Source organism: Janthinobacterium sp. Bl 1, assembly GCF_058215535.1.
In genome coordinates this window covers 1,239,090-1,263,698 of sequence record NZ_CM177086.1, presented here as the reverse complement: position 1 = coordinate 1,263,698, position 24,609 = coordinate 1,239,090, and the positions used below count along the sequence as shown (strand labels likewise).

Annotated in this window: 25 protein-coding genes; 8 read left to right on the top strand and 17 right to left on the bottom strand. The window is 62.2% G+C overall.

Going from position 1 to position 24,609, the window contains the following annotated elements; translation table 11 throughout:
* Nucleotides 1-61: 61 nt before the first annotated feature.
* On the bottom strand, nt 62-1,144 hold the full coding sequence (locus tag AC4BCN_RS05775) for a DUF475 domain-containing protein (protein ID WP_034748969.1): 1,083 nt from the start codon (nt 1,142-1,144) through the stop codon (nt 62-64).
* Nucleotides 1,145-1,260: 116 nt separating this feature from the next.
* Between AC4BCN_RS05775 and nhaR the strand changes: the two genes are divergently transcribed.
* The 4 genes from nhaR (at nt 1,261) to AC4BCN_RS05755 (ending at nt 5,834) form a co-directional block, all read left to right on the top strand.
* Complete coding sequence (nhaR, locus tag AC4BCN_RS05770) at nt 1,261-2,175, top strand: transcriptional activator NhaR (protein WP_070305709.1); 915 nt, start codon at nt 1,261-1,263, stop codon at nt 2,173-2,175.
* Between the two features lie 123 nt (nt 2,176-2,298).
* A complete protein-coding gene (locus tag AC4BCN_RS05765; protein WP_490492765.1) occupies nt 2,299-3,642 on the top strand; it encodes an MFS transporter in 1,344 nt (447 codons plus the stop codon).
* An 86-nt stretch (nt 3,643-3,728) separates the two neighbouring features.
* The gene (locus AC4BCN_RS05760) at nt 3,729-4,406 is read left to right on the top strand and encodes a suppressor of fused domain protein (protein WP_490492764.1); all 678 of its coding nucleotides are present in this window, start codon (nt 3,729-3,731) and stop codon (nt 4,404-4,406) included.
* 87 nt (nt 4,407-4,493) lie between these two features.
* On the top strand, nt 4,494-5,834 hold the full coding sequence (locus AC4BCN_RS05755; RefSeq protein ID WP_034749482.1) for a hemolysin family protein: 1,341 nt from the start codon (nt 4,494-4,496) through the stop codon (nt 5,832-5,834).
* Here the strand turns inward: AC4BCN_RS05755 and AC4BCN_RS05750 are convergent, their stop codons facing one another.
* Genes AC4BCN_RS05750 through AC4BCN_RS05725 form a run of 6 tightly spaced genes read right to left on the bottom strand, consistent with a single transcriptional unit; the run spans nt 5,835 to nt 10,988 of the window.
* A complete protein-coding gene (locus AC4BCN_RS05750; RefSeq protein WP_139091691.1) occupies nt 5,835-6,911 on the bottom strand; it encodes an AI-2E family transporter in 1,077 nt (358 codons plus the stop codon). It abuts the gene before it with no gap.
* Between the two features lie 42 nt (nt 6,912-6,953).
* Nucleotides 6,954-7,547 carry an SCO family protein gene (locus AC4BCN_RS05745; protein ID WP_490492763.1) on the bottom strand — a complete coding sequence of 198 codons (594 nt, stop codon included), beginning with the start codon at nt 7,545-7,547 and terminating at the stop codon, nt 6,954-6,956.
* Entirely contained in the window at nt 7,544-8,443 is a 900-nt protein-coding gene (cyoE, locus tag AC4BCN_RS05740; RefSeq protein WP_128141325.1) for a heme o synthase, read from the bottom strand. The genes AC4BCN_RS05745 and cyoE overlap by 4 nt, the downstream gene beginning before the upstream one ends.
* On the bottom strand, nt 8,444-9,613 hold the full coding sequence (locus tag AC4BCN_RS05735; RefSeq protein WP_490493576.1) for a COX15/CtaA family protein: 1,170 nt from the start codon (nt 9,611-9,613) through the stop codon (nt 8,444-8,446).
* Between the two features lie 18 nt (nt 9,614-9,631).
* Entirely contained in the window at nt 9,632-10,261 is a 630-nt protein-coding gene (locus tag AC4BCN_RS05730) for an SCO family protein (protein ID WP_490492762.1), read from the bottom strand.
* Nucleotides 10,242-10,988: an SURF1 family protein gene (locus AC4BCN_RS05725; protein ID WP_490492761.1), complete on the bottom strand. Its 747-nt coding sequence runs from the start codon at nt 10,986-10,988 to the stop codon at nt 10,242-10,244. The genes AC4BCN_RS05730 and AC4BCN_RS05725 overlap by 20 nt, the downstream gene beginning before the upstream one ends.
* Before the next feature lie 36 nt (nt 10,989-11,024).
* Here AC4BCN_RS05725 and AC4BCN_RS05720 point away from each other — a divergent pair, with 36 nt between their 5' ends.
* Nucleotides 11,025-11,225, top strand: a complete 201-nt coding sequence (locus AC4BCN_RS05720) for a twin transmembrane helix small protein (RefSeq protein WP_034748996.1) — start codon at nt 11,025-11,027, stop codon at nt 11,223-11,225.
* Between the two features lie 159 nt (nt 11,226-11,384).
* Here the strand turns inward: AC4BCN_RS05720 and AC4BCN_RS05715 are convergent, their stop codons facing one another.
* The 6 genes from AC4BCN_RS05715 to coxB are packed head-to-tail and all read right to left on the bottom strand — an operon-like array spanning nt 11,385 to nt 16,070.
* Nucleotides 11,385-12,245: a cytochrome c oxidase subunit 3 gene (locus AC4BCN_RS05715; protein ID WP_070305721.1), complete on the bottom strand. Its 861-nt coding sequence runs from the start codon at nt 12,243-12,245 to the stop codon at nt 11,385-11,387.
* Between the two features lie 40 nt (nt 12,246-12,285).
* On the bottom strand, nt 12,286-12,492 hold the full coding sequence (locus tag AC4BCN_RS05710; RefSeq protein WP_034749002.1) for a DUF2970 domain-containing protein: 207 nt from the start codon (nt 12,490-12,492) through the stop codon (nt 12,286-12,288).
* A gap of 9 nt (nt 12,493-12,501) precedes the next feature.
* Nucleotides 12,502-13,074, bottom strand: coding sequence for a cytochrome c oxidase assembly protein (locus tag AC4BCN_RS05705; RefSeq protein ID WP_490492760.1), 573 nt, complete (start codon nt 13,072-13,074; stop codon nt 12,502-12,504).
* Nucleotide 13,075: 1 nt separating this feature from the next.
* A complete protein-coding gene (locus AC4BCN_RS05700; RefSeq protein WP_217494662.1) occupies nt 13,076-13,192 on the bottom strand; it encodes a cytochrome oxidase small assembly protein in 117 nt (38 codons plus the stop codon).
* 51 nt (nt 13,193-13,243) lie between these two features.
* A complete protein-coding gene (ctaD, locus tag AC4BCN_RS05695) occupies nt 13,244-14,848 on the bottom strand; it encodes a cytochrome c oxidase subunit I (protein ID WP_490492759.1) in 1,605 nt (534 codons plus the stop codon).
* Nucleotides 14,849-14,861: 13 nt separating this feature from the next.
* Nucleotides 14,862-16,070, bottom strand: coding sequence for a cytochrome c oxidase subunit II (gene coxB / locus AC4BCN_RS05690; protein WP_128141320.1), 1,209 nt, complete (start codon nt 16,068-16,070; stop codon nt 14,862-14,864).
* 79 nt (nt 16,071-16,149) lie between these two features.
* Between coxB and AC4BCN_RS05685 the strand changes: the two genes are divergently transcribed.
* Nucleotides 16,150-16,377, top strand: a complete 228-nt coding sequence (locus tag AC4BCN_RS05685; RefSeq protein ID WP_128141319.1) for a hypothetical protein — start codon at nt 16,150-16,152, stop codon at nt 16,375-16,377.
* A 159-nt stretch (nt 16,378-16,536) separates the two neighbouring features.
* On the opposite strand, the gene AC4BCN_RS05680 is transcribed toward AC4BCN_RS05685, so the two are convergent.
* Nucleotides 16,537-17,460, bottom strand: coding sequence for a methyltransferase domain-containing protein (locus AC4BCN_RS05680; RefSeq protein WP_034749015.1), 924 nt, complete (start codon nt 17,458-17,460; stop codon nt 16,537-16,539).
* 57 nt (nt 17,461-17,517) lie between these two features.
* Between AC4BCN_RS05680 and AC4BCN_RS05675 the strand changes: the two genes are divergently transcribed.
* Together AC4BCN_RS05675 and trmL are read left to right on the top strand one after the other, a co-directional pair.
* Nucleotides 17,518-18,279, top strand: a complete 762-nt coding sequence (locus AC4BCN_RS05675) for a phosphoribosyltransferase family protein (RefSeq protein WP_490492758.1) — start codon at nt 17,518-17,520, stop codon at nt 18,277-18,279.
* A gap of 24 nt (nt 18,280-18,303) precedes the next feature.
* Complete coding sequence (gene trmL / locus AC4BCN_RS05670; protein WP_034749018.1) at nt 18,304-18,774, top strand: tRNA (uridine(34)/cytosine(34)/5-carboxymethylaminomethyluridine(34)-2'-O)-methyltransferase TrmL; 471 nt, start codon at nt 18,304-18,306, stop codon at nt 18,772-18,774.
* A 113-nt stretch (nt 18,775-18,887) separates the two neighbouring features.
* On the opposite strand, the gene AC4BCN_RS05665 is transcribed toward trmL, so the two are convergent.
* The 3 genes from AC4BCN_RS05665 to AC4BCN_RS05655 are packed head-to-tail and all read right to left on the bottom strand — an operon-like array spanning nt 18,888 to nt 24,592.
* The gene (locus AC4BCN_RS05665; protein ID WP_490492757.1) at nt 18,888-19,637 is read right to left on the bottom strand and encodes a hypothetical protein; all 750 of its coding nucleotides are present in this window, start codon (nt 19,635-19,637) and stop codon (nt 18,888-18,890) included.
* A gap of 17 nt (nt 19,638-19,654) precedes the next feature.
* Entirely contained in the window at nt 19,655-20,860 is a 1,206-nt protein-coding gene (locus AC4BCN_RS05660) for a hypothetical protein (protein WP_490492756.1), read from the bottom strand.
* A 33-nt stretch (nt 20,861-20,893) separates the two neighbouring features.
* Nucleotides 20,894-24,592, bottom strand: a complete 3,699-nt coding sequence (locus AC4BCN_RS05655) for a tubulin-like doman-containing protein (RefSeq protein WP_083293046.1) — start codon at nt 24,590-24,592, stop codon at nt 20,894-20,896.
* Between the last annotated feature and the right edge of the window lie 17 nt (nt 24,593-24,609).

Below are 24,609 nucleotides of genomic sequence, written 5' to 3'. Positions count from 1 at the left end.
GCCGGCGGCGGCGCTTGCTGCATCACGCTGGCAAACGGGTGTGGCGTTTGCCGCGTATCTCTTACGCCTTGGCTGCTGCTTCCAGCTCAGGCTGTTTATCTTCCGTGCCTTCCAGCAAGGCCATGCGTCGCTTGTAACGGATCGACGACCACAGCGAGGCGAGAATGAAAGCCACGCCGATCAGACCCGTGAAGATCTCGGGAATGTGGAACTTCATGCTGACCAACATGATCACGGCCAGGATACCGATCGCATAGTGCGCGCCGTGCTCCAGATAAACAAACTCGTCGAGCGTACCCTTGCGCACCAGGAACACCGTCATCGAACGCACGAACATCGCGCCGATAGCCAGGCCCAGCATGATGATCACGACATCCTTGGTGATGGCAAACGCGCCGATCACGCCGTCAAAGCTGAACGAAGCGTCGAGCACTTCCAGATACAGGAAGCCGCCAATACCGCCGCGCTTGACGATGTCGCCCATGTTGCCGTCGCCGTTATCGCCTTCCAGCAAGCCGCTGATCACGTCGACACCCACGTAGGTCAGGATACCCCACAGGCCGGCCGTCAGGACCACCAGTTTCTGGCCTTCTTCGATCATCGACAGGCTGGCCATCAGGGTGCCCAGCGCGATCATCACGGAAATCGACGATACCTTGCCCAGCGCGCCCAGTTTTTCTTCAATACGGCCCAGCCAGTGCGTTTCTTTTTCGTCGTCCAGCAGGAAGTTCAGGAAGACCAGCAGCAGGAAGATGCCGCCGAAAGCCGCCACTTCCGCATGGTGATTCGTCAGGTGCATCGAGTACTGTTCAGGATTGCTCAGTGCCAGATTCCAGACTTCCATCAAGCCCAGGTCCGCCGCTTGCGCCACGATGACCAGCGGGAACAGCAAACGCATGCCGAAGACGGCGATGATGATGCCGACGCCCAGGAACAGGCCCTGCCAGAACTTGTCCCAGTTCTTCAGCACCGAAGCGTTGACCACCGCGTTGTCGAACGACAGCGAGACTTCCATCACGCCCAGGATCACCGCGATACCGAGCGCCGCCAGCATCGTCTGCACGCCACCGTGCGTGTAACCCCACCAGGCGGAAATGCCCAGGCAGATAAATGTCACTAGAAATGACACTCTGAAATGTTTCATCGATAGTTCCCTTTATCCAAATTCAATGGAACGTAGTATAGGGACGTGTGACACATTTAAAAATAGAAGATAATGGAAGTATTACTTCGTAAAAACAGAAGATAGAGGATGCAGCGATGAAAACCACGGGCTTCAATTACCGCCATTTGTACTTCTTCTGGGTGGTCGCCAAGGAAGGCGGCGTGACGCGCGCGGCTGAACGGCTGGGACTGGCCGTGCAAACCATCAGCACGCAGCTGGCCCTGCTGGAAAAGGAACTGGGCAAATCCCTGCTGCAGCCGCAGGGACGGCGCTTGGTGCCGACGGAAGCGGGCCGCCTGGCGCTCGGCTATGCGGACCAGATTTTCCTGCTGGGCGAGCAGATGCAGGACGCGCTGGCCGACGCGGACGCGGAAAAGATGCGCCTGACGGTGGGCATTTCCGATTCGCTGCCGAAACTGATGGCGTACCGCATGCTCGACGCCACGCGCAGCCTGGACCAGCCCATCAAGCTCGTGTGCCTGGAAGACGAATTCGAATCCCTGCTGGCCGACCTTGCCCTGCACAAGCTGGACCTGGTGCTGACGGACCGCGCCGTGCCGGCCGGCGCCAGCCTGCGCGTGTCCAGCCATCTGTGGGGCGAGAGCGCCATGAAGCTGTTCGGTATCCCCGCGCTGGCCGAACAATACCGCGACAATTTCCCGCACAGCCTGCACGGCGCGCCGTTCCTGCTGCCGGCGCGCAATAACGCCTTGCGCGGGCGCATCGACGAATGGATGGTGCAGCAGGGCGTGCGTCCCGACGTGGTCGGCGAATTCGAGGACAACGCCATGCTCAATGCGTTTGGCCGCAAGGGCCTGGGCCTGTTCTTCGCGTCCGCCAGCCTGGCGGCCGATATCGAAGAGCAATTCGGCGCCGTGCTGGTCGGCGACGCCTCATCCCTGCGCGAACAGTTTTACGTCATCTCGAACGAGCGCAAGATCATGCACCCGGCGCTCGACGTGATCCTGGCGGCCATCCAGGGCACCACGAAGATTCACAAGGAAACCTGATAAATCCATTCGAAAATAACGTTTGAATAATCAATCAAAAGCGATTGTAATAAAGCCTGAGACAAACACGCGCCCATCCCTCGCTGGAAGGGCGCGATCACCATAAAAAACAGGAGCGGCACCATGTCCACGGCAGGCAAGACGATCGATATTCCCGATCTCATCAATAACAACAAGATCGGCTCCTTCCAGATCGGCATGCTGATCCTGTGCGGGCTATGCGTCATCATGGATGGCTTCGACGTGCAGGCGATGGGCTATGTGGCCCCGGCCATCATTGCCGACTGGCATGTCAGCAAGGCCAACCTGGGCCCCGTGTTTGGCGCGGGCTTGCTGGGCATGCTGGTCGGCTCGCTCGTCTTCAGCATCACGGCCGACAAATTCGGCCGCCGTCCTGTGCTGATCGGCTCGACCATCTTCTTTTCGCTGTGCATGCTGGTCACGCCGCTGGCAACGACCATCGAGCAATTGCAGCTGATCCGCTTCATCACGGGACTGGGCCTGGGCGCCGTGATGCCGAACGCCATGGCGCTGGCCGGCGAATACAGCCCCCTGCGCAAGAAAGTCACGCTGATGATGCTGGTCTCGTGCGGTTTTACCCTGGGCGCCGTGCTGGGCGGCTATCTGTCCGCCGCGCTGATTCCCGCCTTCGGCTGGCAATCCGTGTTTTACGTGGGCGGCGTGGTGCCGCTCGTCATCGGCGTGCTGATGTTCTTCCTGCTGCCGGAATCGATGCAATTCCTCGTGCTCAAGAAACGCAAGCTGGACAAGGTCGCCAAGTGGCTCAAACGCATCGACCCGACGGTGACCATCACGGCCGACACGCAATACCTCGTGCATGAGAAGGAGCACAAGGGCGCGCCCGTGCTGCAATTGTTTACGGGCGGCCGCGCCAAGATGACGATATTGCTGTGGGTCATCAACTTCATGAACTTGCTGAACCTGTATTTCCTGTCGAACTGGCTGCCGACCATCGCCAAGGAAGCGGGCCTGTCGACGGCCAACGCCGTGCTGGCCGGCACGGCACTGCAAGTGGGCGGCACCATCGGCACCTTGGTCATGGGCCAGCTGATCGACCGCTCGAGCTTCCGCCGCATCCTGCTGCCGTGTTTCCTGGTCGCCGCCGTGGCCATTGCCCTGATCGGCCGTCCGGACGTGTCGCTGGCCTTCCTGTTCATCACGATTTTCATCGCCGGCTTTTGCGTGGTGGGCGGCCAGCCTGCCGTCAACGCCCTGGCGGCCAGCTACTATCCGACCACCCTGCGCTCGACGGGCATCGGCTGGAGCCTGGGCATCGGGCGCATCGGCTCCATCATCGGCCCCGTGCTCGGTGGCGAGCTGATCCGCCTGAACTGGCCCAACAGCACGATTTTCCTCGTCGTCGCCATCCCGGCCATCGTCTCTGCCGTCATGGTCTTTGCCATGCGCGGCGGGCCGCAAGCGGCCCCCGCCAAGGTAACCGCCTGAGGCACGCGCATCAGCCGATTGAACCGTACGCCGTCATAAAGTTGCATGTTTTATACTCAAATGCTCATCCATTTCAGTAAACCGACATGACCAACATTAGCAATGACGGCGCCGCAACCAGCCTTCTGGAAGCAGCCTGGACCCAGCGCGAAGAAACGCTCTACACAGCCCTGTTCGGGGACTTGGGACCGGGCATCTACCCGCTCGACCTGTCGCTGTTCGAACAGATGTTCAACTGTACGCAAGTCGACCCGCGCTGGCTGCATATCGGCGTGTTCGAATGCCCGCCGACACCCGCGCGGCCGCACTGGGTCTACGTGTCGTCGGGCCTGTCCAATCCATGGGACGACGAACCCGATGCGGAGGAAGAGTGGACGGGACTGGGCCGCGAACTGCTGCTGGAATGCCCGCAGCAGTCGCCATGGGCGCTGGCGCTGGTGCGCAGGTTCGCCGCGTATCAGATGCTGCTGGCGGCTGGCCGCTTCGGTGACCAGGAACCGCTGGACGCCTGGGACCGCATGTCCGTTGGCGGCCCCATCGATGGCCAGCAGTCCGCGCTGAGCGCCATCATCATGGTGCCCAGCGAACATTACCCCGAAGAATATGCACTGGTCTCGGGAAAATTTGCCTTCCTGCAGATTATCGGCCTCAGCGCTGCCGAGCTGGCGCATGGCCGCGCGCACGACTTCGAGGACTTGTTGCAGACGCTGGGCGACCAGGGCGCCGCGCCGCTGGTCGACGCCGCACGCCGCAGCATCGTGTAAAACCGCAGGGCCGATTCGCCGGAAATTAGGATACTGCGCCCTTCGTCGTTTAAGATGACGTTTTACCAGCCCATCTTCAGCGCCCCCATGCACAATGTCTTGCTAGTCCTGCTCGCCCTCTTCCTGGTCGCGCTGAACGGTTTTTTTGTTGCCGCCGAGTTTGGCATCGTCACATTGCGGCGCACGCGCATCCGCGCCATCGCCAAGACGCAGGGACTGCGGGGCCGCATCCTGGCCAAGGTGCATGGCCAGCTGGACGCCTATCTGTCCGCCTGCCAGCTGGGCATCACCCTGGCGTCGCTGGGCCTGGGCTGGGTCGGCGAACCGGCGTTCGCCGGCCTGCTCGAGCCGCTGTTCGGCGCCATCGGCGTCACGTCGCAAGAGCTGATCCATGGCGTCTCCTTCGTCGTCGCTTTCAGCGTGATTTCCTTCCTGCACATCGTCGTGGGCGAACTGGCGCCCAAATCGATGGCCATCCGCAACCCGGAAGCCGTCGGCCTGTGGAGCGCGATTCCCCTGTACGGCTTTTACTGGACCATGTATCCGGCCATCTACCTGCTCAACGCCAGCGCCAACTGGGTGCTGCGCCTGGCGGGCCTGTCCGGCAAGGGCGGCCACGACGCCCATTACTCGTCCGAAGAACTGAAACTGATCCTGCGCACCAGCCAGCCCGGCGAAAAGTTTACGCGCGACGAGCGCAACATCCTGGCGCAGTCGCTCGATTTCGAACAGATGACGGTGTCGGACCTGATGCGCCCGATCAATGAAGTGATCGCCCTGCACGCGTCGAACACCCTGGAAGAAAACCTCGACACGGTGCTGCGCAACCGCTTCAGCCGCTACCCGTATTTCGACACGAATGAAGACGACGTGCTCGGTGTCGTGCACCTCAAGGATCTGTTCTTTGCCCAGCAGGCGGGCAAGCCGATCACCTCGCTCACGCCGTTCCTGCGTCCCGTGGACATCATTTCCGCGCGCACGCCGGCACTGGAACTGTTCCGCCGCTTCCGCGACGGCGCCCCGCACTTCGCCCTGATCGGCGAAAAAGGCAAACGCCCGCTGGGTTTCATCACCCTGGATAACTTGCTCGGCGCCATGGTCGGCGAAATCCGCGACGAATTCCGCCGCAATGAGAACGACTGGCTCAAGCAGAGCGACGGCACCCTGATCGGCAAGGCCAGCCTGCCCATCTTCTCGCTCGAACGCATCCTCGGCATCGATATCGAAAACGAGGAACTGGGACTGGACGACGTGGAATCGGTGGGCGGCTTGATCATGGTCAAGCTCGGTGACATTCCGAAGCAGGGCCAGCGCATCACTTTTGTCGACTTCGACATCGTCGTCAAGAAGATGAACGGGCCCCGCATCGTGCTGATCAAAGTGATCCCGAAGCAGGAGCGCGACCTGGATGCGGATTTAAGAGATTAATTACTTCTTGCTCGTCAGGGTATCTTTGCCCTGCGGCACGGTGGTCTCGCCCACCGTCCATGTTTGCAGCAAGCTGTACAGCACTGCCAGCAGGGTCGGCCCGATAAAGATGCCGACGAAGCCGAAGGCCAGCACGCCGCCCAGCACGCCGAGCAGCACCAGCAAAAACGGCAGGCTGCTGCCGCGGCTGATCAGCATGGGTTTCACGACGTTATCCACGCCGCTGATCAGCAATCCGCCCCACACCAGCATGAAGATGCCCCAGCCCGTCTGGCCGTCATTGAACAGCCAGATGGCGGCGCCGCCCCAGATCAAGGGCGGGCCGACGGGGATCAGCGAAAAGATGAAGGTGGCCACACCCAAGAGGGCCACGGCCGGCACGCCGGCGATCAAAAAACCCACCACGGCCACCAGCGCCTGCGCCAGCGCCGTGCCCAACAAGCCATACATGACGCCGCGCACGGTGCGGCTGATGGTCAGGCCCACACCGGGCGCGCTGTCGCCGATGATGCGGCCGGCGCCCGTCATCAGAGCGCGGCTCAGCTGCTCTCCGTCGCGGTAGAGGAAGAAGCTGACGAAGACGGCCAGGCTGGTCTGCGCCAGGCCCGTGCCCAGCAGGATGCCGCCGGAAGCGAGGAAATGGCGCGCCGGTTCCAGCATCGTCTTGCCTAAATTGAGTAATTCCTCACGGTCAGCGAGCAGGCGATCCACGTAGCCGGCGATGGTTTCGCCCACCACGGGAATGCTGGCTAGCCAGGCCGGCGGATGCACGCTGCCCGTTTCCAGCGCGGCGCGCAACTGTTCATAGATGCGCGACACGTTATCGGCCAGGTTATAGGTGACGAGGGCCAGCGGCAGCACGATGACGAGCAGCAGCGACAAGGTCATGATGGCGGCCGCCCAGTTGCGCCTGCCTTTCAGGCGTTCGAGCAGCAGCAGGTACAAAGGCCAGCTGGAAATGCCCACGCAGGCGGCAAACAGCATGGCGGCCAGGAAGGGCCGCAAGACGAAAAAGCAGCCGATCAACAGGAAGATGATGGCTGCCAGGCGGGCGTGGGGCTCGAAACGTTTGTCCATGTACTGCATGTCCTGAAGATGGCGCCTAGCGGCGCGACCGGGTCAGGATAGCAGAAGTTTAAGATCGTGCGCGATGGCGGCAGGCTTTTCGCCGTGGCGCACGAACAGGCGGATCTTGCCTTCGCGGTCGAACACATAGGTGCCGGCCGTGTGGTCGACCGTGTAGCTGCTGTCCGTCTCGCCCTCGACCTTGGCGTAATACACCTTGAATTCCTTGGCCACCTTGGCCGTCGCGGCCGCGTCGCCATACAGGCCGACGAAGCGCTTGTCGAAGGCCGGCACATATTCGGCCAGCAAGGCTTGCGTGTCGCGCTCGGGGTCGACGGTGACGAACAGTACTTGCACCTGGTCCGCCTGCGGCCCAATTTCCCGCATCACCTGGGCCATGTCGGCCATGGTGGTGGGGCATACGTCCGGGCATTGCGTATAGCCGAAGAACACCAGCACCAGCTTGCCCTTGTAGTCGGCCAGGGTGCGCGGGTGGCCAGTGTGGTCCGTCAGCGCGAACTCGCGCGCGTAGCCGAGGCCCGTCACGTCCGTGTTCTTGAATGCCAGCTTGGTCGCCGCTGGCTTGCCGCAGCCGGCCAGGACGGCGACCAGCGCGGCCGCCAACAACAGTGTCAGGTATTTTTTCATGTGCCGATAGGAATGTAGTGGTCGACCAGCAAGGCCGCGAACAGCAAGGCCAGGTAGATGATGGAAAACGTAAACGCCTTGCGCGCGATCAAGTCCGTGTAGTGGCGGTACATTTTCCACGCGTAATACAGGAAGCCGGCGTTGAGCACCACGGCCGAAGCCAGGTAGATCAGGCCGCTCATGCGCACGGCGTACGGCAGCAAGGTGGTGGCGGCCAGCGCGATCGAATACAGCCAGACGTGGAATTGCGTGAACTTCAAGCCGTGCGTGACGGGCAGCATGGGCAGGCCCGAGCGCGCGTAATCGTCGCGGCGGTACATGGCCAGGGCCCAGAAATGCGGCGGCGTCCACACGAAAATGATCAGGACCAGCAGCCAGGCCTGCATCGGCACGTCGTTGGCGACGGCGGCCCAGCCCAGCGCGGGCGGCATGGCGCCGGACAGGCCTCCGATGACGATGTTTTGCGGCGTGGCGGGCTTGAGCACCATGGTGTAGATCAAGGCATAGCCGACAAAGGTGACAAAGGTCAGCCACATGGTCAGCGGATTGACGAGGTGGTACAAAATCGCCATGCCCAGGCCGCCGATCACCAGCGCGAACACCACCGTCTGTTTCACCGTGATGTCGCCCATGGCCATCGGGCGGCGCGCCGTGCGGGCCATACGCGCATCGATCTCGCGCTCGGCCAAGCAATTGACGGCAAACGCGGCGCCGGCCAGCAGCCAGATACCGATGGTGCCGAACACCACCGCGCGCCAGTCGGGCAACTCCTCGCTGGCCAGGAACATGCCGATGACGGCGCAAAACACGGCCAGTTGCGTCACGCGGGGCTTGGTCAGCGCCCAATACTGGGCGATGCGGGGGGATGGTTTACGGCTGATGGTCTGAGTAGTCATTTATGCGATACGGGAAGGACTGGCTGGTGCCGAGGGCACTGGCGCGGAGGCGGAAGCAGATTTCCGCGCTACATCGAGTTGGAATTTAGCCTTATAGTTTAACATGGTCAGCAATAACACGAGCAGCGCCGCCCCACCGTTATGCAGGACGGCAATCGACAATGGCCAGCTCAAGTAAATCGTCGCCAGGCCCGTGGCCGCCTGCAGAACCAGCACCAGCGCAACCCAGCGTGCCGTGCCGCGCAAGGACGGCAGCTTCCATGCGCGAAACACGGTGTAGCCGATGCCGGCCAGCACGATGAAGGCGAAATTGCGGTGCACCCAGTGGATGGCCGTCAGCGCGGAAAACGGCAAGTAATGGCCGGCGGCCGTCTTGCCCAGTTCGCGCCACAGATGGAAGCCATGCTCGAAATCCATTTCCGGAATGACCTTGCCGCCGCACAGGGGGAAATCCGTGCAGGCCAGGGTGGCGTAGTTGGTGCTCACCCAGCCGCCCAGCGCGATCTGCACGGTTAACAGCACGAGCGACATGACGGCCAGCGCGCGCACGGGGCGCAGCACGGCAGCGTCCGCATCGGCGCGCAGCAAGGGTTGGACGGCATGGTCCTGGCGCCCGCCCAGCCATGTGAGCATGGCCAGCAAGCCCATGCCCAGCAGCAAGTGGATGGTGACGATCACGGGCTGCAGTTTCAGGGTGACGGTCCAGGCGCCGAACGCGCCCTGCAGGCAGACGAACAGGAACAGCGCCGTGGGCAGCGCAGGCGCGAACTCGGCACGTTTGCTTTTCTTCCACTGGCGCCACGCCTGCACCATCATCGCCACGATCAAGACGCCTATGGCCATGGCCAGGTAGCGGTGCGTCATTTCGATCCACGCCTTGACCACCGTCACGGGCCCCGTCGGCATCAGGGTTTCCGCCGCCACGATGTGCTCGTGCGCGAGGAAAGGATTGGCCGAGCCATAGCAGCCTGGCCAGTCAGGGCAACCGAGGCCCGAGTCGGACAGGCGCGTGAAGCCGCCAAACATGATCAGGTCGACCGTCAAAAAGACGGCGATCCACACGAGCTTGCGGTATTTATTGGCGTCCGCGGACACCCAGACCATGGTCAGCGGCAGCAGCGCCACCAGCAGACCCGTCAAGCCCAGCTGGGCCAGCGCGGAGAGATGCATCGTCGGCATGCAGACCCCTCAACCGATCGCCGAAGCTTTGAGCAGCTTGGCAATGTCTTTCTTGATCTTGTTCGGGTCAGCGTCTTTCGGGAAGCGCATCATCAGATTGCCCAGTGGATCGATCAAATAAAAATGGTCGCTGGTCTTGCCGCCCGGCTCCACGGGCAGCCACGCTTTCAAGGCGTCGCTATTGACGCGCAGCATGCTGGTGCCGTCGAATTCGCGCATCACGAGCGTATCGAGCGGCTGGGCATCCGTCACCAGCCAGACCCGTTCCAGGCGTTCGCGTTCCTTGCCCTGCATGAGGCGCAGTTGTTGCATGTCAAACAATTGCTTCTTGCACGCTTCCTGGCAGTCGGACGCCCCTGTCTGCAACAGCACCCACTTGCCCTTGAATTGCGCCAGCGGCGACGCCTTGCCATCGAGTTCCGTCACCTGCAGTTGCACCTCGGGTATTGGGTACAAACGCGGGTCGATCAAGGCGCCATAGTTGTTGCGGCCCGTGGGCTTGATGATGTAATACGTGAAATACGAGGCGATGATGGGAAACGCGCATACGGCCACGACGGCCAGCAGTTTCCAGCGTCCCGTATTTTGTGCCTGTTTATTGCTGCTGTCTTGCGTTGCTTCAGGGTTGTTTGTTTGCACGTCGAAATCCTGTAAAGACAAAAAATAGAAAAGCCATCAGTGCCAGTGCGTACCACTGGAATGCATAGCCGCGGTGCTTGTCGGCGCCCAGGTCGGGCGCCGGCCAGTCGCGCACGGGAAGCTGGCTGGACGCTGGCGCCGTTGCTGTGTCAACTGTTTGTTCGAGAATGAATGGCTGCAATGCCAGGCCACTGGCCTGGGCCAGCTGGCCGATATCGGCATTTTGCACGATGGCGTGCGGCGCCAGGGCCGGCGCCGTGCCCAGCTCCATCACATGGCCCGCGTTCAGGCGCGCGATACCGCTAATGGTGACGGTGCCGGCCGGTGTCGTGTAATCAGGAATGCGCGTGCGCTCGGCATTGTTGCGCGGCAGCCAGCCCTGCGCCACGAGAACATGCATGGCTGAACCGTCGATCTGGAATGGCGTGAGCACATGAAAACCGGCCTGGCCCTTGTAGGGGCGGTTGTCCAGGTAGACCGTCCAGGCGGGCACGAAATGGCCCGTGACGGTGACCCTGCGGTATTCGATCGCTTGCGCATCGGCCGGCAACATGGGCGCGGCCGTCAAGGACAGCGCCGCGGCCTGGTTGCCCGCTTCCAGCCGGGCGGCGCGCGCGACTTTCTCGTCGCCACGGCGTTGCTGCCATTGCGCCAGCGACACGCCCAGCGCCACCAGTAGCAGCATTACAACAAATGGAATCCATCTAAAATGGAAGCGGATACGCATTACAATGAAACCTCCTCAAGCCTGGCGCTACCATCCATGAAAATCCTCGTTGCCATTGCCTTCATCCTGATCCTGGGCAGCCTGGGCTCGGCCCTGTTCTTCCTCATGCGCGACAAGGGCAAGAGCAACCGCACCGTGCAAGCGCTGGCCCTGCGCGTGGGCTTGTCGATCACCCTGTTCCTGCTGATCCTGCTGGCGCACAAGCTCGGCTATATCCAGCCGACGGGCATTCATTAAATGCTGGGGTCTGTCCCTGCGGGACGGAATCCGCSCCTATTGGGGTTGCTTGGTTAGCAAAATTCTTAGACTAAGAAAAAAGCCGTACCCAGGATGTCCCGGTACGGCTTTTTTACTGGTGCAGGCGCAAGCGCTAACCGCGCGCGCCCTGCCCCGCCATTATAACCAATACACGACCACATACAGGCCCAGCCAGACGACGTCGACAAAGTGCCAGTACCAGGCGGCGCCTTCGAAGCCGAAGTGGTGTTCCGGCGTGAAGTGGCCTTTCAGCACGCGGTACAGGATGACGGACAGCATGATGGCGCCCAGGGTCACGTGGAAGCCGTGGAAGCCCGTCAGCATGAAGAAGGTGGCGCCGTAGATGCCGGACGTCAATTTCAAGTTCAGTTCGCTGTACGCGTGCATGTATTCATAGACCTGGAAGCCCATGAAGATAGCGCCCAGCAAGATCGTGGCGAACAGGAACAAGGCCGTCATGCCGCGGTGGCCGGCGCGCAGCGCGTGGTGCGAAATGGTCAGGGTGACGCCCGACAGCAGCAGCAAGGCCGTGTTGATGGTCGGAATCCAGAACGGCGTCATGGTGGTGAATTCCTGCACCGTGCCGGCCGGGCCCGTATTGCCCCACTGAGCGGCGAAATCGGGCCAGATCACCTTGTGATCGAGATCGGCCAGCCATGGCATCGAGATGCTGCGCGCATAGAACAGGGCGCCGAAGAAGGCGGCGAAGAACATGACTTCCGAAAAGATGAACCAGCTCATGCTCCAGCGGAACGAGTGGTCGATGCGCTCGCTGTACAGACCCTGCTCGGACTCGCTGATGGCGTCGCCGAACCAGAAATACAGCACCAGCAGGATGCCGGCCAGGCCCAGGTAATTGACGTACGGGCCCCAGGAGACGTCGTTGACCCAGGCCGATGCGCCGATCATGGTCAGCAGCAGGCTGGCGCCGCCCAGCATGGGCCAGCGCGACGGGCCGGGCACGAAATAATAGGGTACGGCGGCGTGGTTGGAACTCATCATCATCTCCTCAAAAACTTATAGGGTGGTTTTTTATAATTTATAAAACGACGAATTTAACAATTGAAATCAGGATGCCGATCAGGCAAGCCACCACCAGGAAGCCGGCGATGACGATGTGCACGGGATTGAGCTTGGCCGAATCCGTGTCGAAATCGCTCTTGCGGCGCAAGCCCGTGAACGACCACACGACGGCCCGCAGCGAATACAGGAACGACGCTTTTTCAGGCTGCTTGGATTCGCCCATGCCACTCTCCTATTGGACGGCCGGCGTCTGAGCCTGGCTCAGACCGGCAATCTCGAAAAACGTGTACGACAGCGTGATGGTTTTGACCTCTTTCGGCAGGGCCGGATCGAGGAAGAACACCACCGGCATCTGCCGCGCTTCCTTGGCCTTCAGGGTCTGCTGCTTGAAGCAGAAGCACTCGACCTTCTTGAAATGCGGCGTGGCGCTCTGCGGCGCGTAGCTGGGGATCGCTTGCGCGTTGACGACGCGGTTTTGCGTGTTGACCACTTCATACATGACGGTCACCAGTTCGCCCGGATGCACCTGCATGCTCGACACCGTCGGGCGGAAGCGCCATGGCCCCTGCGCATTGCCGTCGAATTCGACGGTGATGCTGCGCGTCGTGTCGACCTGCGTATTGTTGTCGTAGGCCACCGTGCCATCTTTTTGCGTCAGCACGTTAATGCCCATCACTTCGCAAATCTGCTTGTAGACGGGAATCAGGGCATAGCCGAAGCCGAACATCAGCACGGCAATGACGAGCAGCTTGCCCAGCATCTTGCGGTTCAGGCCGCGTGTTTCCTGTTGATTGGGCGTCGTCACGTCAGAGCCACATGCGCTTGACGAACACGGACAGGAAGAAGAAGGCCGCCAGCCCCCCCAGTATCAGCCCGGTACGCAGGTTGTTCGGTTTTTTACGCTCAGTTTTCACTTCGGTCATGACAGGCACTTTATTCAAGACGGGCCGCGCAACACGCCGGCCCGGGATACCTCATTTCACGGTCGGCGGCGTTTCAAATGTGTGGAAAGGCGCCGGGCTCGGCACGGTCCATTCCAGGCCTTCCGCGCCTTCCCATGGTTTCGCTGGCGCAGCCTTGCCGCCGCGGATGGTCGGCAAGACCACGAAGAACAGGAAGTACACCTGCATCAGGCCGAAACCGAAGCCGCCGATCGAGGCGATCATGTTGAAGTCCGTGAACTGCGCCGGATAATCGGCGTAGCGGCGCGGCATGCCGGCCAGGCCCAGGAAGTGCATCGGGAAGAAGGTCACGTTGAACGTGATCAGGGACAGCCAGAAGTGAATCTTGCCGCGCGTTTCGTTGTACATATAGCCAGTCCATTTCGGCGACCAGTAGTAGAAGCCGGCGAACAGGGCAAACAGCGAACCGGCCACCAGCACGTAGTGGAAATGCGCCACCACATAATAGGTATCCTGCAGCTGGATGTCGATCGGCGTGACGGCCAGGATAAGGCCCGTGAAGCCGCCCATGGTAAACACGAAGATGAAGCCGACCGAGAACAGCATCGGCGTCTCGAACGTCATCGAGCCCTTCCACATCGTGGCGATCCAGTTGAACACTTTCACGCCCGTCGGCACGGCGATCAGCATGGTCGCGTACATGAAGAACAGCTGGCTCGTCACCGGCATGCCGGTGGTAAACATGTGGTGCGCCCAGACGATGAAGGACAGAATCGCGATCGAAGCCGTGGCGTACACCATCGAGGCGTAGCCGAACAAGGGCTTGCGGGCAAACGCGGGCAGGATCTGCGAGACGATGCCGAAGGCCGGCAGAATCATGATGTAGACCTCGGGATGGCCGAAGAACCAGAAGATGTGCTGGTACATGACGGGGTCGCCGCCGCCTGCCGCATTAAAGAACGAGGTGCCGAAATGGCGGTCCGTCAGCGTCATGGTGATGGCGCCGGCCAGCACGGGCATGACGGCGATCAGCAGATAGGCGGTAATGAGCCAGGTCCAGCAGAACATCGGCATTTTCATCAGGGTCATGCCCGGCGCGCGCATGTTCAGGATGGTAACGATGATGTTGATCGAGCCCATGATGGACGAGGCGCCCATCAGGTGCATGGCGAAAATCGCCATGTCCATGCCGGGGCCCATCTGCGTCGACAACGGCGCATACAGGGTCCAGCCGGCAGCCGTGGCGCCGCCCGGCACGAGGAAGGACGTGGCCAGCAGCAGCGCGGCCGGCGGCAGCAGCCAGAACGAGAAATTGTTCATGCGGGCAAACGCCATGTCGGACGCGCCCACTTGCAGCGGGATCATCCAGTTGGCGTAGCCGACGAAGGCGGGCATGATGGCGCCAAACACCATCACCAGGCCGTGCATGGTGGTCAGCTGGTTGAAGAATTCAGGGTGGAAGAATTGCAGGCCTGGATGAAACAGTTCCGTACGGATCATCAGGGCCAGCACGCCGCCCGACAGCAGCATGATGAACGAGAACCACAGGTACAGGGTACCGATATCCTTGTGGTTGGTGGCAAACAGCCAGCGGCGGTAGCCAGTCGGGTGGTCGTGGGCATGGTCGTGATCGTGACCGGCGTGGTCCAAGGTGCTAATGCTCGTGCTAGTACTCATATGCGGCTCCTAATTACTTGCGTGCAGCCACGATTTCGGCTGGTTGAACGATGTTCTCTGCGGCCTTGTTCGACCAGGTATTGCGCGTGTAAGTGATCACTGCGGCAATTTCCGTGTCGGACAGCTGCTTCCAGGCTGGCATTTCAGCGGGATACTTGCCGCTCTTTTGCCCGTTCAGCAAGATGTGGATCTGATCCGCTTTCGGACCGTTCACCACCGCCGAGCCGTCCAGCGGCGCAAACGCACCGGGCACGCCCTTGCCTGTCGCCTGATGGCAGACCACGCAGTTGGCCGCATACACTTTCTCGCCCTTGACCTTCAATTCGTCGATGGTCCACACCTTGCTTGGATCATCAGCCAATGCCGCCATTTCCTTTTGTTTTACATCAACCCAGGCCTTGTAGTCATCGGCTGATACGACCTTGACGACGATGGGCATGAACGCGTGTTCCTTGCCGCACAGCTCGGCGCAATTGCCGCGGAAGGTGCCGATATGGTCAGACTTGAACCAGGTGTCGCGCACGAAACCGGGAATCGCATCCTGCTTCACGCCAAAGGCGGGCACGGACCAGGCGTGGATGACGTCGTTGGCCGTCAGCACCACGCGGATCTTCTTGTTGACCGGCACGACGACTTCGTTATCGACTTCGATCAGGTAGTTCTCACCGCGTTTTTCCGTCGGCGGCGCGCCTGGCGCACCCACTTGCGAGCGCGGCGTGGCCAGGTTGGAGAGGAAGGAAATGCCTTCGCCCTCGCCTTTCAGGTAGTCATAGCCCCATTTCCACTGCATGCCCGTGGCCTTGATGGTGATGTCGGCGTTCGAAGTATCCTTCATGCCGACGACGGTGCGCGTGGCAGGCAGGGCCATGCCGATGACGATCAGGAAAGGCACGACGGTCCAGGCGATCTCGACGGTGGTGCTTTCGTGGAAAGTGGCCGGTTTGTGGCCCAGGGACTTGCGGTGCTTGAAGATGGAATAAAACATGACGCCGAACACGGCCACGAAGATCACCAGGCAGATGATCATCATCAGGGTGTGCAAATCGTAGATTTCATGGGCGATCTGTGTCGCCGGCGGTTGCAGATTCATTTCGAACGGCACGGGACCGCCGGTGCCGGGATAGGTGCCGGCAGCCGGTGCCGCCGTGGCCCATCGCCCGATGCCAAACGCTGTCAAAGACAGCCCGAGCAGCAACGATTGAAGTCGCTTTGCATGTGTCATGTTTTCCCCAACCACCCAAAAAATAATGATATTTTAAACGGCTGCGGACTTCTCCGTACTGGACCGCTGCCGCTCCTCCATGAAAGCAACACGGCCAGAATGCGGCCATGTGCGTCAAGCACCAGCGAATTCCATGCTGGCTGCCGCAGCAAAAACGGCGGCGCGCAACCATGCTGGAACCCTGTTTTTCTTCCCCACATCGAAATGGCCTCGTGTGGAAGATGGTTACTATACTAATGCAGTAACTTCGAATTCGTCTCGCTTTGTTTTTTTTATTTTGTATGCAGCCCTTGTTTTTTCTACTTAACAAGCTGACAAACAATCAACGATTATAATCAAGTAAACTTGAATCCATCAAGCAATAATCGGCTTTGTGCGCGCCCTTCTCCCGGCCGCCGCACGCTTTGCAACGCTTGCTGCAACATTAACGCGCGGATGCCGACCAAGTATCGGTTTCTTTGCGCTTTTATTTGGGTTTGCGCGGCAAGTCGAATCGAATGATGGCTTCCCCGTTGCGCGTCACACGCGGTGCGGGACGGAAGGCGTGGCCATAGATCACCTCGAAACTCAGGCCCAGCTTGCCATCGGGGCGGCGCGTTTTTTCCAGCGCGGCCAGCATGCGCTGCCAGGCCGCCTTGCCCATCAGGCCGCGCCGGCGCGTGGTCAGCGGGTTGCCGCCAAAGGCGCGCACGTCCGCCAGCAGTTTTTCCGCCGTGTCGTAGGTCACCGTGATGATCTCCATATCCAGCACGGGCGTGGAAAAGCCCGTCTCGACGAGCATGTCGCCAAAGTCGTGCATGTCGACAAAGGGCAAGGCGTGCGGATACAAGTCCGCCTCGGCAAAGGCGTCGCGCACTTCGCGGAAGGTGTCGGGACCGAAACAGGAAAACATCAGCAAGCCATCGAGGCGCAGCGCGCGCCGCCATTCGGCAAACACGCGGTCGGGCTGGGCATGCCAGTGCAGCGCCAGGTTGGACCACACGAGGTCGATGCTGCCCTGCGCCAGCGGCAAGTCGCCGAGGTCGCCGCACAGCAAATCCACGCCCGCCTTGGCTGGCAAGAGTTTGCTGAGGAACTGGTTCAAACTGGCCAGTTTCGACGCGGGCGCGCGCGCCGCCTGCATCATCGCTTGCGCTGCATCGAGACCGATAATCTGCGCGGCGGGATAATCCTTTTGCAGCTGCGCCAGGTCCGCACCCGGACCGCAGCCGGCGTCAAGCACACGGTGCGGCGTGATTTTCACCAGCTCGAGGCGCTCGTGCATGCGTGCCGACACTTCGCGGCGCAGGAAGTCCGATGGCGCGACGCGCGCCGGACGGGAAAAGAAATCGCGTACTTGCACCGCATCGATGGGCGCACTCATTTTGGGCGGACTGGTGGGAACTGGCATGTTGAAACCGGTGAGGTGAGATAATGTCGGCAGTGTACATGGAACGACGCCATCGCGATGCGAACCGCCACCCGGCACCGCCTTGATGCCGCGTGGCAGGCGCTGCGCCAGTGGCTGGGCGCCACGGTGCTGCCGGCCCAGTGCGCGCTGTGCGGCATCGGCTGCCCGCAAGTGCTGTGCCCGCCCTGCCGCGCGCAGTACCTGGGACAAGGACGCGGGCAACTGCGCCACCGCTGCCGCCAGTGCGCCAATCCGCTCGACGATGTGGCGCTGCTGTGCGGACGCTGCTTGCGCCAGCGGCCCGCGTATGACGCCACGATCACGGCGTTTGATTATGCGGCGCCCGTCGACCAGTTGCTGCTGCAGCTGAAATTCGGCGCGCGCCTGGCGCTGGCGCCCCTGTTGGCAGAACTGCTGCACGTTGCCATTCAGCAACAGCCAGAGTGGGAAGCGCCGCAGCTGCTGTGCCCCGTGCCGCTGGGGCCGGCCCGGCTGGCCGAGCGGGGTTTTAACCAGGCGCTGGAAATTGCCCGTCCGCTGGCGCGCCTGCTGGACGTAGCTTTGCAGCCCCGTCTGGCGCTGCGCGTGCGCGAAACCCGGGCGCAAAGCGGCGTGGCGCCGCAGGAACGGCAAGCCAACCTGGCGCACGCGTTCGCCATCGCGCCAGAATACGCGCCGTTATTGCAAGGGTGTCATGTCGGCATCGTCGACGACGTGATGAGCAGCGGCCATACCGTCAACGCCCTGGCCGCCGCCTGCAAGAGCGCGGGCGCGGCCAGGGTCAGCATTCTGGTGGTGGCGCGCACGCCGCCACGCTAGCATCACTTATATAAGGAGAGCATTTTGTTTCACGTTGTTTTGGTAGAACCTGAAATCCCGCCCAATACGGGCAACGTCATCCGCCTGTGCGCGAATACGGGTGCGCAGCTGCACCTGGTCGAACCGCTGGGCTTTCCGCTCGACGATGCCAAGATGAAGCGCGCCGGCCTCGATTACCACGATTACGCCAACATGAAGGTGCACAAGAATTGGGAAGCGTTCCTGGCCGACACCCAGCCCGACCCGTCCCGCATGTTCGCCATGACGACGCGCGGCTCGCGCCCGTTCGGCGACGTGGCCTTCCTGCCGGGCGACGTGTTCGTGTTCGGCTCGGAAACGAAAGGCCTGGACCCGGCCCTGCGCGACGGCTTTCCCGCCGAGCAACGCATCCGCCTGCCGATGCGCCCGGACAACCGCAGTTTGAATCTGTCGAATACGGTGGCGGTCGTCGTGTATGAGGCCTGGCGCCAGCACGGATATCAGGGTGGCGCGTAGGTCGGATTAGGCCCAAGGGGCCGTAATCCGACAACATTGTTGGCGTTAGTGGTGTTGTCGGATTACGCGGGGCTTTACCCCGCTAATCCGACCTACCCTTTTGCATACGGCGATCAGCGCAGCGCCAGCTGCGCGTCAACGCGCGTATCCACATCCAGCATCACCAGCTGCGTGCGCAAGTCGCGCGTGGCGGCCAGCTTGCCGTTCACGTACAGATTCGTCTTGACGCCATACACGCCTTGCGACACGCCGGCCGGCAAGGTCAGCTCGAACGAGTTTTCAAAACGCCCGCCCGACTTGTTGTTGCTGGCCAGGGCTTTCGAGCCGGACTTGAATGGCTGGCCTTGCGGATCGAGCACCACCAGCTCTTCACGCACGTCGTTGACGCTTTGCGCGCTGCCGTTGACCAGTTCCACCACCGAATTGACCTTGAACGGCTGGCCGCGCTTGACGGTCGACGTGCTCAGCTGCGGCGTGTACGACACCACTTGCGGCTCGCGCGGCAGCGCGCCGCGTGTGCGGATGTAGTCGCGGTCCGCCTGCGCCGCCGTCTTGGTCTGGCGCGAATTGACATTGATGGCCAGGCAACCGGCTGCCGCCAGGCCGCCGCCGATGGCAGCACCTTTCAGCGCGCCATTCTTGCCGCCCGCCAGCGCACCCAGCAGCGCGCCCACGGCCGCGCCGGCAGCGGCCGACGTGCCCACGCTGCACGGGTCCTCATCCGTGGCCGCCTGGGCGCCACCTTGCGGATAGGAACTATCCTGGCGCACGCCGTTCGGATTCATCGGCGCCGTGGCGCAGCCGGCCAGCATGGCCGCGATGGTCAGCGCAGCGGCCGCGCGCAAGGTGGTGTGGTTCAGCATGGTGACTCCCCAGATAGCTAATTGATCGTTGTTTCCGTCTGCAGCACTTGCCGTTCGCGCTCGCGGATGCGGCGCGACAGATTGTCGATGCGCGCATTGCCCGGATCGACGCGGCGCGCGCTTTCCAGATACGTCTTGGCCGCATCGAACTTGCCTTCCAGCAAAGAACGCTCGGCGTCGCGCAGGAACGATTGCGCCATTTCGTTGCGCATGGCCGCGCCGCTATCGACGGGCGACGTTTCCAGCGGACGGCGTTCGGCCACCGCTGAACGTTCGACCGCGCGCGCGGGCGCCGGTTCCTGCTGTGCCGGCGTCGGCACGGGCGCCGGGACTGCAGCCGGAGCTGCAACGGGCGCCGGCGCCGCAGCCGCCGACAGCGCCTGCACGTCCGCCTTCAACTGCGGCAATTCCACCGCTTCGCGGTCGATCGCTTCCAGTCTGGCAATGCCATTTTGTGCCGCCGTCGCATCCTTGCCATCGAGCGCCTGGCGCACGCCCACCAGTACGGACGCGGCTGCCGCCTGCTGGCGCGCCAGCTGCTTGCGCAAGGAATCCACGCTCGCTGCGCCCGCGCAATCGATGTCGAGCCCGGCGATGCCCTTGGCGGCGCTTTGCAATTGATGGCCATCGATAGCGCGCTCGATGGAACGCACGCTGCGCTGGCAACCGCTGGATGCAGCCCCGGCCTTGCCGATGGCCGCCTGCAAATCGTCGGCCTTGGCGCTGGACTTGCCTGTGCATACATTCTTCGCCGTCGCCAGCTTCTGGCGGGCACCGTCCAGGCTGCCATTCGCTACCAGTTTCAAGCCGCTGTCGATGGCGTCATTGCAGGCCGATTCATTCTTGCCGCCCGGCTTGCCATTCATGTAGACGATGACGGCCGCCAGCACGGCGATGCCGCCCAGCCAGCGCAGCCACTTGCGTGGCGGTGATGACACGGGTTGATGCGATGGCGGCGCGGGCGCGGGCTTGGGCACGGCTTTCGGCTGGGCCGGCTGCGGCGGCGCTGGCGGTGGAACGACAGCCGGTTTCGGTGGCGCTTTCGGTGCGGGCGCAGGCGCCACCGGCACAGGCGGTGGCTTGGGCGCTACTGGCGGAGGCACAGGCAGCGGCGGCGGCACGGCCGCGGCTGGCTTGGCCGCGCCCGCCACCGCGTGACCGCAGTACGGGCAATGGCTGACAACGGTCCACAGACCCGTCTTGCATTTGTTACAGATATCCAAAACTAATCCTTCATTCCAACGTCATTCCAGCGTTCACAATGGCGGCGGCATCAACGGTGGCGGCGCGCTGAGGAACAAGGGCGCCAGTTCGGGGAACTGGGCCAGGTCGGCCCAGGCCGGCAAGCCCGCGCGCCACACCTTGGTGGTGCCTGGTGCTACCTGTCCCGCCTGCACGTATTGCACGATCTGCTGGGCCGTGAACGGTCCCTGCTGCTGGCCATTAATACCCAGGAAATACTGGTATTCCACCAGCGGCGGGGGCATGCCGCCCAGCGGTGGTGGCGCCATGCCGAACACGGCTGCCGCCGGGGCAGCGGCCGCGCCGGCCGGGCGCAGCAATTGTTCGAGGCGCCCCGCTTCCAGCATTTCCGCCTTGATTGCGTATTTCAGGCGTGGCTGACCGTCCGCTTCCGGCTCGCGCACTTCCCAGTCATAAGCATCGCTGTCGGAGTCGCCGATGACGTTTGCCCATTCCTTCAGGCGGCCAAGCAGGGTTTGCACCGTGCGGTCGAGCTCATCGCTGGCCATGCCCTTGCGGCGCGCCGATTCGCGCAGGCGCGCGCCCACTTCGGCGGAAATGGCGCTGCCAAAACCGACGTACGGCAGCTGCGAACCATCGGCCTGCGCCACCAGCTTGGGCGCATACACGGTGCGTTCATAGTATTTTGCCAGCGCCGCCATGGCGGCCGTCTGCACGGCGTCAAGCGCCGTCAATTTTTCTTCGATGCGCAAAGCGATATTTTTCTCGTACGAAGCGGGCATGCCGTTCTGGCGGATGGCCCGTTCATTGCCGATGCGGCGCAAGTCGCCCGGCTCGACGGCAAACTGGTACTGGCCCGGCGGCACGACCCGGCCCGTGTGGCGCGTCAGCACGCCCAGCATGATCGCTTGCAGGAATTCGCCGAAGTCTTCCGCCAGGCGCTTCATCTCGTCCGTGTTCGGCGCGATCGGGTGCGTGAATTGCGTCGGATCGATGTGCGTGTGGGTCGGCGCCTTGTCGTTGTCGCCTTCCTTGCGGTAACTGGTGCGCCAGCCTTCCAGGCCGCGCAACACCGTCATCGGCACGCCGGCCAGTTCGCAATAGCAGACGGCACGCCCGCGGATACCCGTTTCGACGATTTCCAGCTGGCTCACCGTGATGCCCACCTGGGTCGGCACGCACGATTCGAGCTCGGCACCGAATTTGGCCTTGAAGGCGGCCGCATTGGCCACGCCGATCACGCACTTGAACTGGTCCGACACGACCGTGAAGTCGCCCGCCATATTGGCGTCGATCCACGGCATCGAGCAGGCCAGCAGCTTGCGGAAGCGGTCCAGGCGTTCGGACACGTCCATCTGTTCCAGCGCCTCGAACAGGGGGTCGGGCGTGCTTGTCGCCCCTTCCACGAGGCTGGTCGTGGCGATCATGTTCTCGGCCATGCGCGTGACTTTGGCCAGGATCAAGCCCCGTTGCGCCGGTTCGCCCAGCATGGGGAACAGCGCTTTCGAGCCGCCCATGTCCTTGAACGCTTCATCGGCCCACTGGCGCAAGGTGGCCGCCGATGGCAGCGCAATGTCTTTTTCCGTGACGGGAATAACGATCAGGGTCGCGTGTTCCTTGTCCAGGTCCTTTTGCAAAATCGTATTCGCCGTTTTGAGTTCCGCCAGCATGGCCAGCACGCCTTCGCGGCCCGTTTGCAGCTCGCCCACCAGGCCATTCCACTGCGCGCGGCCTTGCGCATCGACGCCTACCCGGTTGCCCAGCCAGCGCGACAGTTCGCCCAGCAGTATGACGGACTCGTCCGCCGCCTTGGCGCGCAGATGGAATTTCAGCGCATTCGCCATTTCCGTGCGCAAGTGATCCATCACCACGCCGGCCTGCTTTTCGCCATTGCTGAGGAAACCGAAGGTGCTGCGCGTCTGCTCCAGGTTGTTCAGCAGGCGCTCGTATTCGCGCGAACGCACGGCTTCCTTGATTTCGCGGTAGCGCTCAGCATTGTTGCCGATCTGCGCCGTCAAGCCGCTACCCGGCGCCTCGATGCGGTCCTTGATCTGTTCCACCAAGGACAGCACGTATTCGAGGCCGCCGAATTCCTTGTTGTCCAGGTAGCCATACAGCTGGTCGCGCACGACTTTCTTGACGTCTTCCAGCACTTCGCGGCGGCGCTTGCTGATGCGGTCTTCCGTCGTGTCGGCCGTGGAATCCTGGTCACGCACGGCGTCGCGTTCCAGATGTTTCATGGCATCGCGCACCTGCGCCGGCCATTCGCTGCGGTCAAAGCCCGTGCGGATATCGTTAATGCGCGTGTTGACCCGGTTTTCCACACCGGCCAGCAAGTGGCCGTGGCGGTCTTCCAGCAATTCGTCGACGACGCGGAAATCGATGAAGTCGCCGCTCGAGCGCTTCAGCTCGATGCTCTTGTCGGAAAACTCGGGGAAATCGCTGAAGGGCGTGCCCTTCAGGAACATATTGGCGGCGAGAAAATTATCGCGCTGCGTATCCGTGGCGCGGTTGGCGCCCGCATCCGTGCCGCCCACGCCAAAGAACGCTTGCAGCATGGCGCCGGCCCAGCGGTGAGCCCGCTCATCGCGCGCCGCTTCCTGGCGCGTGTCGAGCACGGCCATGCCGAACGAGGAAAAGCGCTTCGAGAAATACAAGCGCATGTCGCCGAAACGGTCTTGTGGCACGGGCGCGTTGTACAGCGAGTTCTTGTGCTGCGCCTGGTTGACGGCGATCGAGCGCTTGGCGCGCGCGAAGTCGGCCGAGGCGAAATCCTCGAACAGCGAATCGGCCACCATGTGGTAGACATCGCTGACATCCTTGGTGTGCTGCTGGGCAAGGTTGCCCGAATCGATCAGGTAGACTTCACTGTACGGCTCGCGCGTCAGTTCCGGGCGGTCGTACGCATCCCAGCGGCCCACGTAGCCCTTGTTGCCCATCATGGCCGATTCCAGCTCCATCAGCGCCGCATAGCCATTGGCCTCGACCCGGTCCTTGTTGGCCTTGGTGTAGCCGGTCGGCAAGAACAGCATCAGCTCGACGTCGGCCGCGCCCACTTCGCTGCGCGCCAGCCAGCGCGCCAGCAAGCCCATGTCGAGGAAGGAACCGGAACCCGTGCCGCCCGCCACGGAGCCGACGATGACGATGCGGAAACGGTTCGTTTCCATGCGCAAGCCCAGTTCGGCCAGTTGGCGCTCGTGCGACAGGCCCGCCTTCAGGGCTTTCAACTTTAAACGGATCTTGTCGCGGATCTTCGCGTACTTGTCGAAGAAATACAGGCGCGAGACGGCGCGGATCTGGCCGGCGCCACTGCTCATGTCGAAACGCAATTCGCGGATGCGCTGCGGCGTCAACGGCAGCCATTCCTTGATGTGCGGATACTTCTCCAGGGAATCTTCATCACGGCTGTACTTGTCCATGTCGAACGATTCGACCACCTTGTCATCGTCCGTGAACTTCACCTGGTCGAACTGCAAGTCCTTCGCCTGCGACTCGCCGCTTTCGATCACGGCGCCATTGTCGAGGTCGAAATGGATGAATTGCGCGATGGGAAAGTCGGCCAAGCCCTCGATGCGCGTGCGGTTGCCCGCGCCGCCCCACAGGGTGTTGAGGACGCGCCGGCGCACGCGCATCAGCACCTGCATGCCCGTGCCGCCGATACCGATGAACAGGGTCGGCCGCAGTTCGATGATCTTGTCCTGCTTGCGCTCGCTGGCGCCGCCGGTGATGGTTTGGTTCAGGTTCTCTGCCATGTGATTCCTTGGATAAA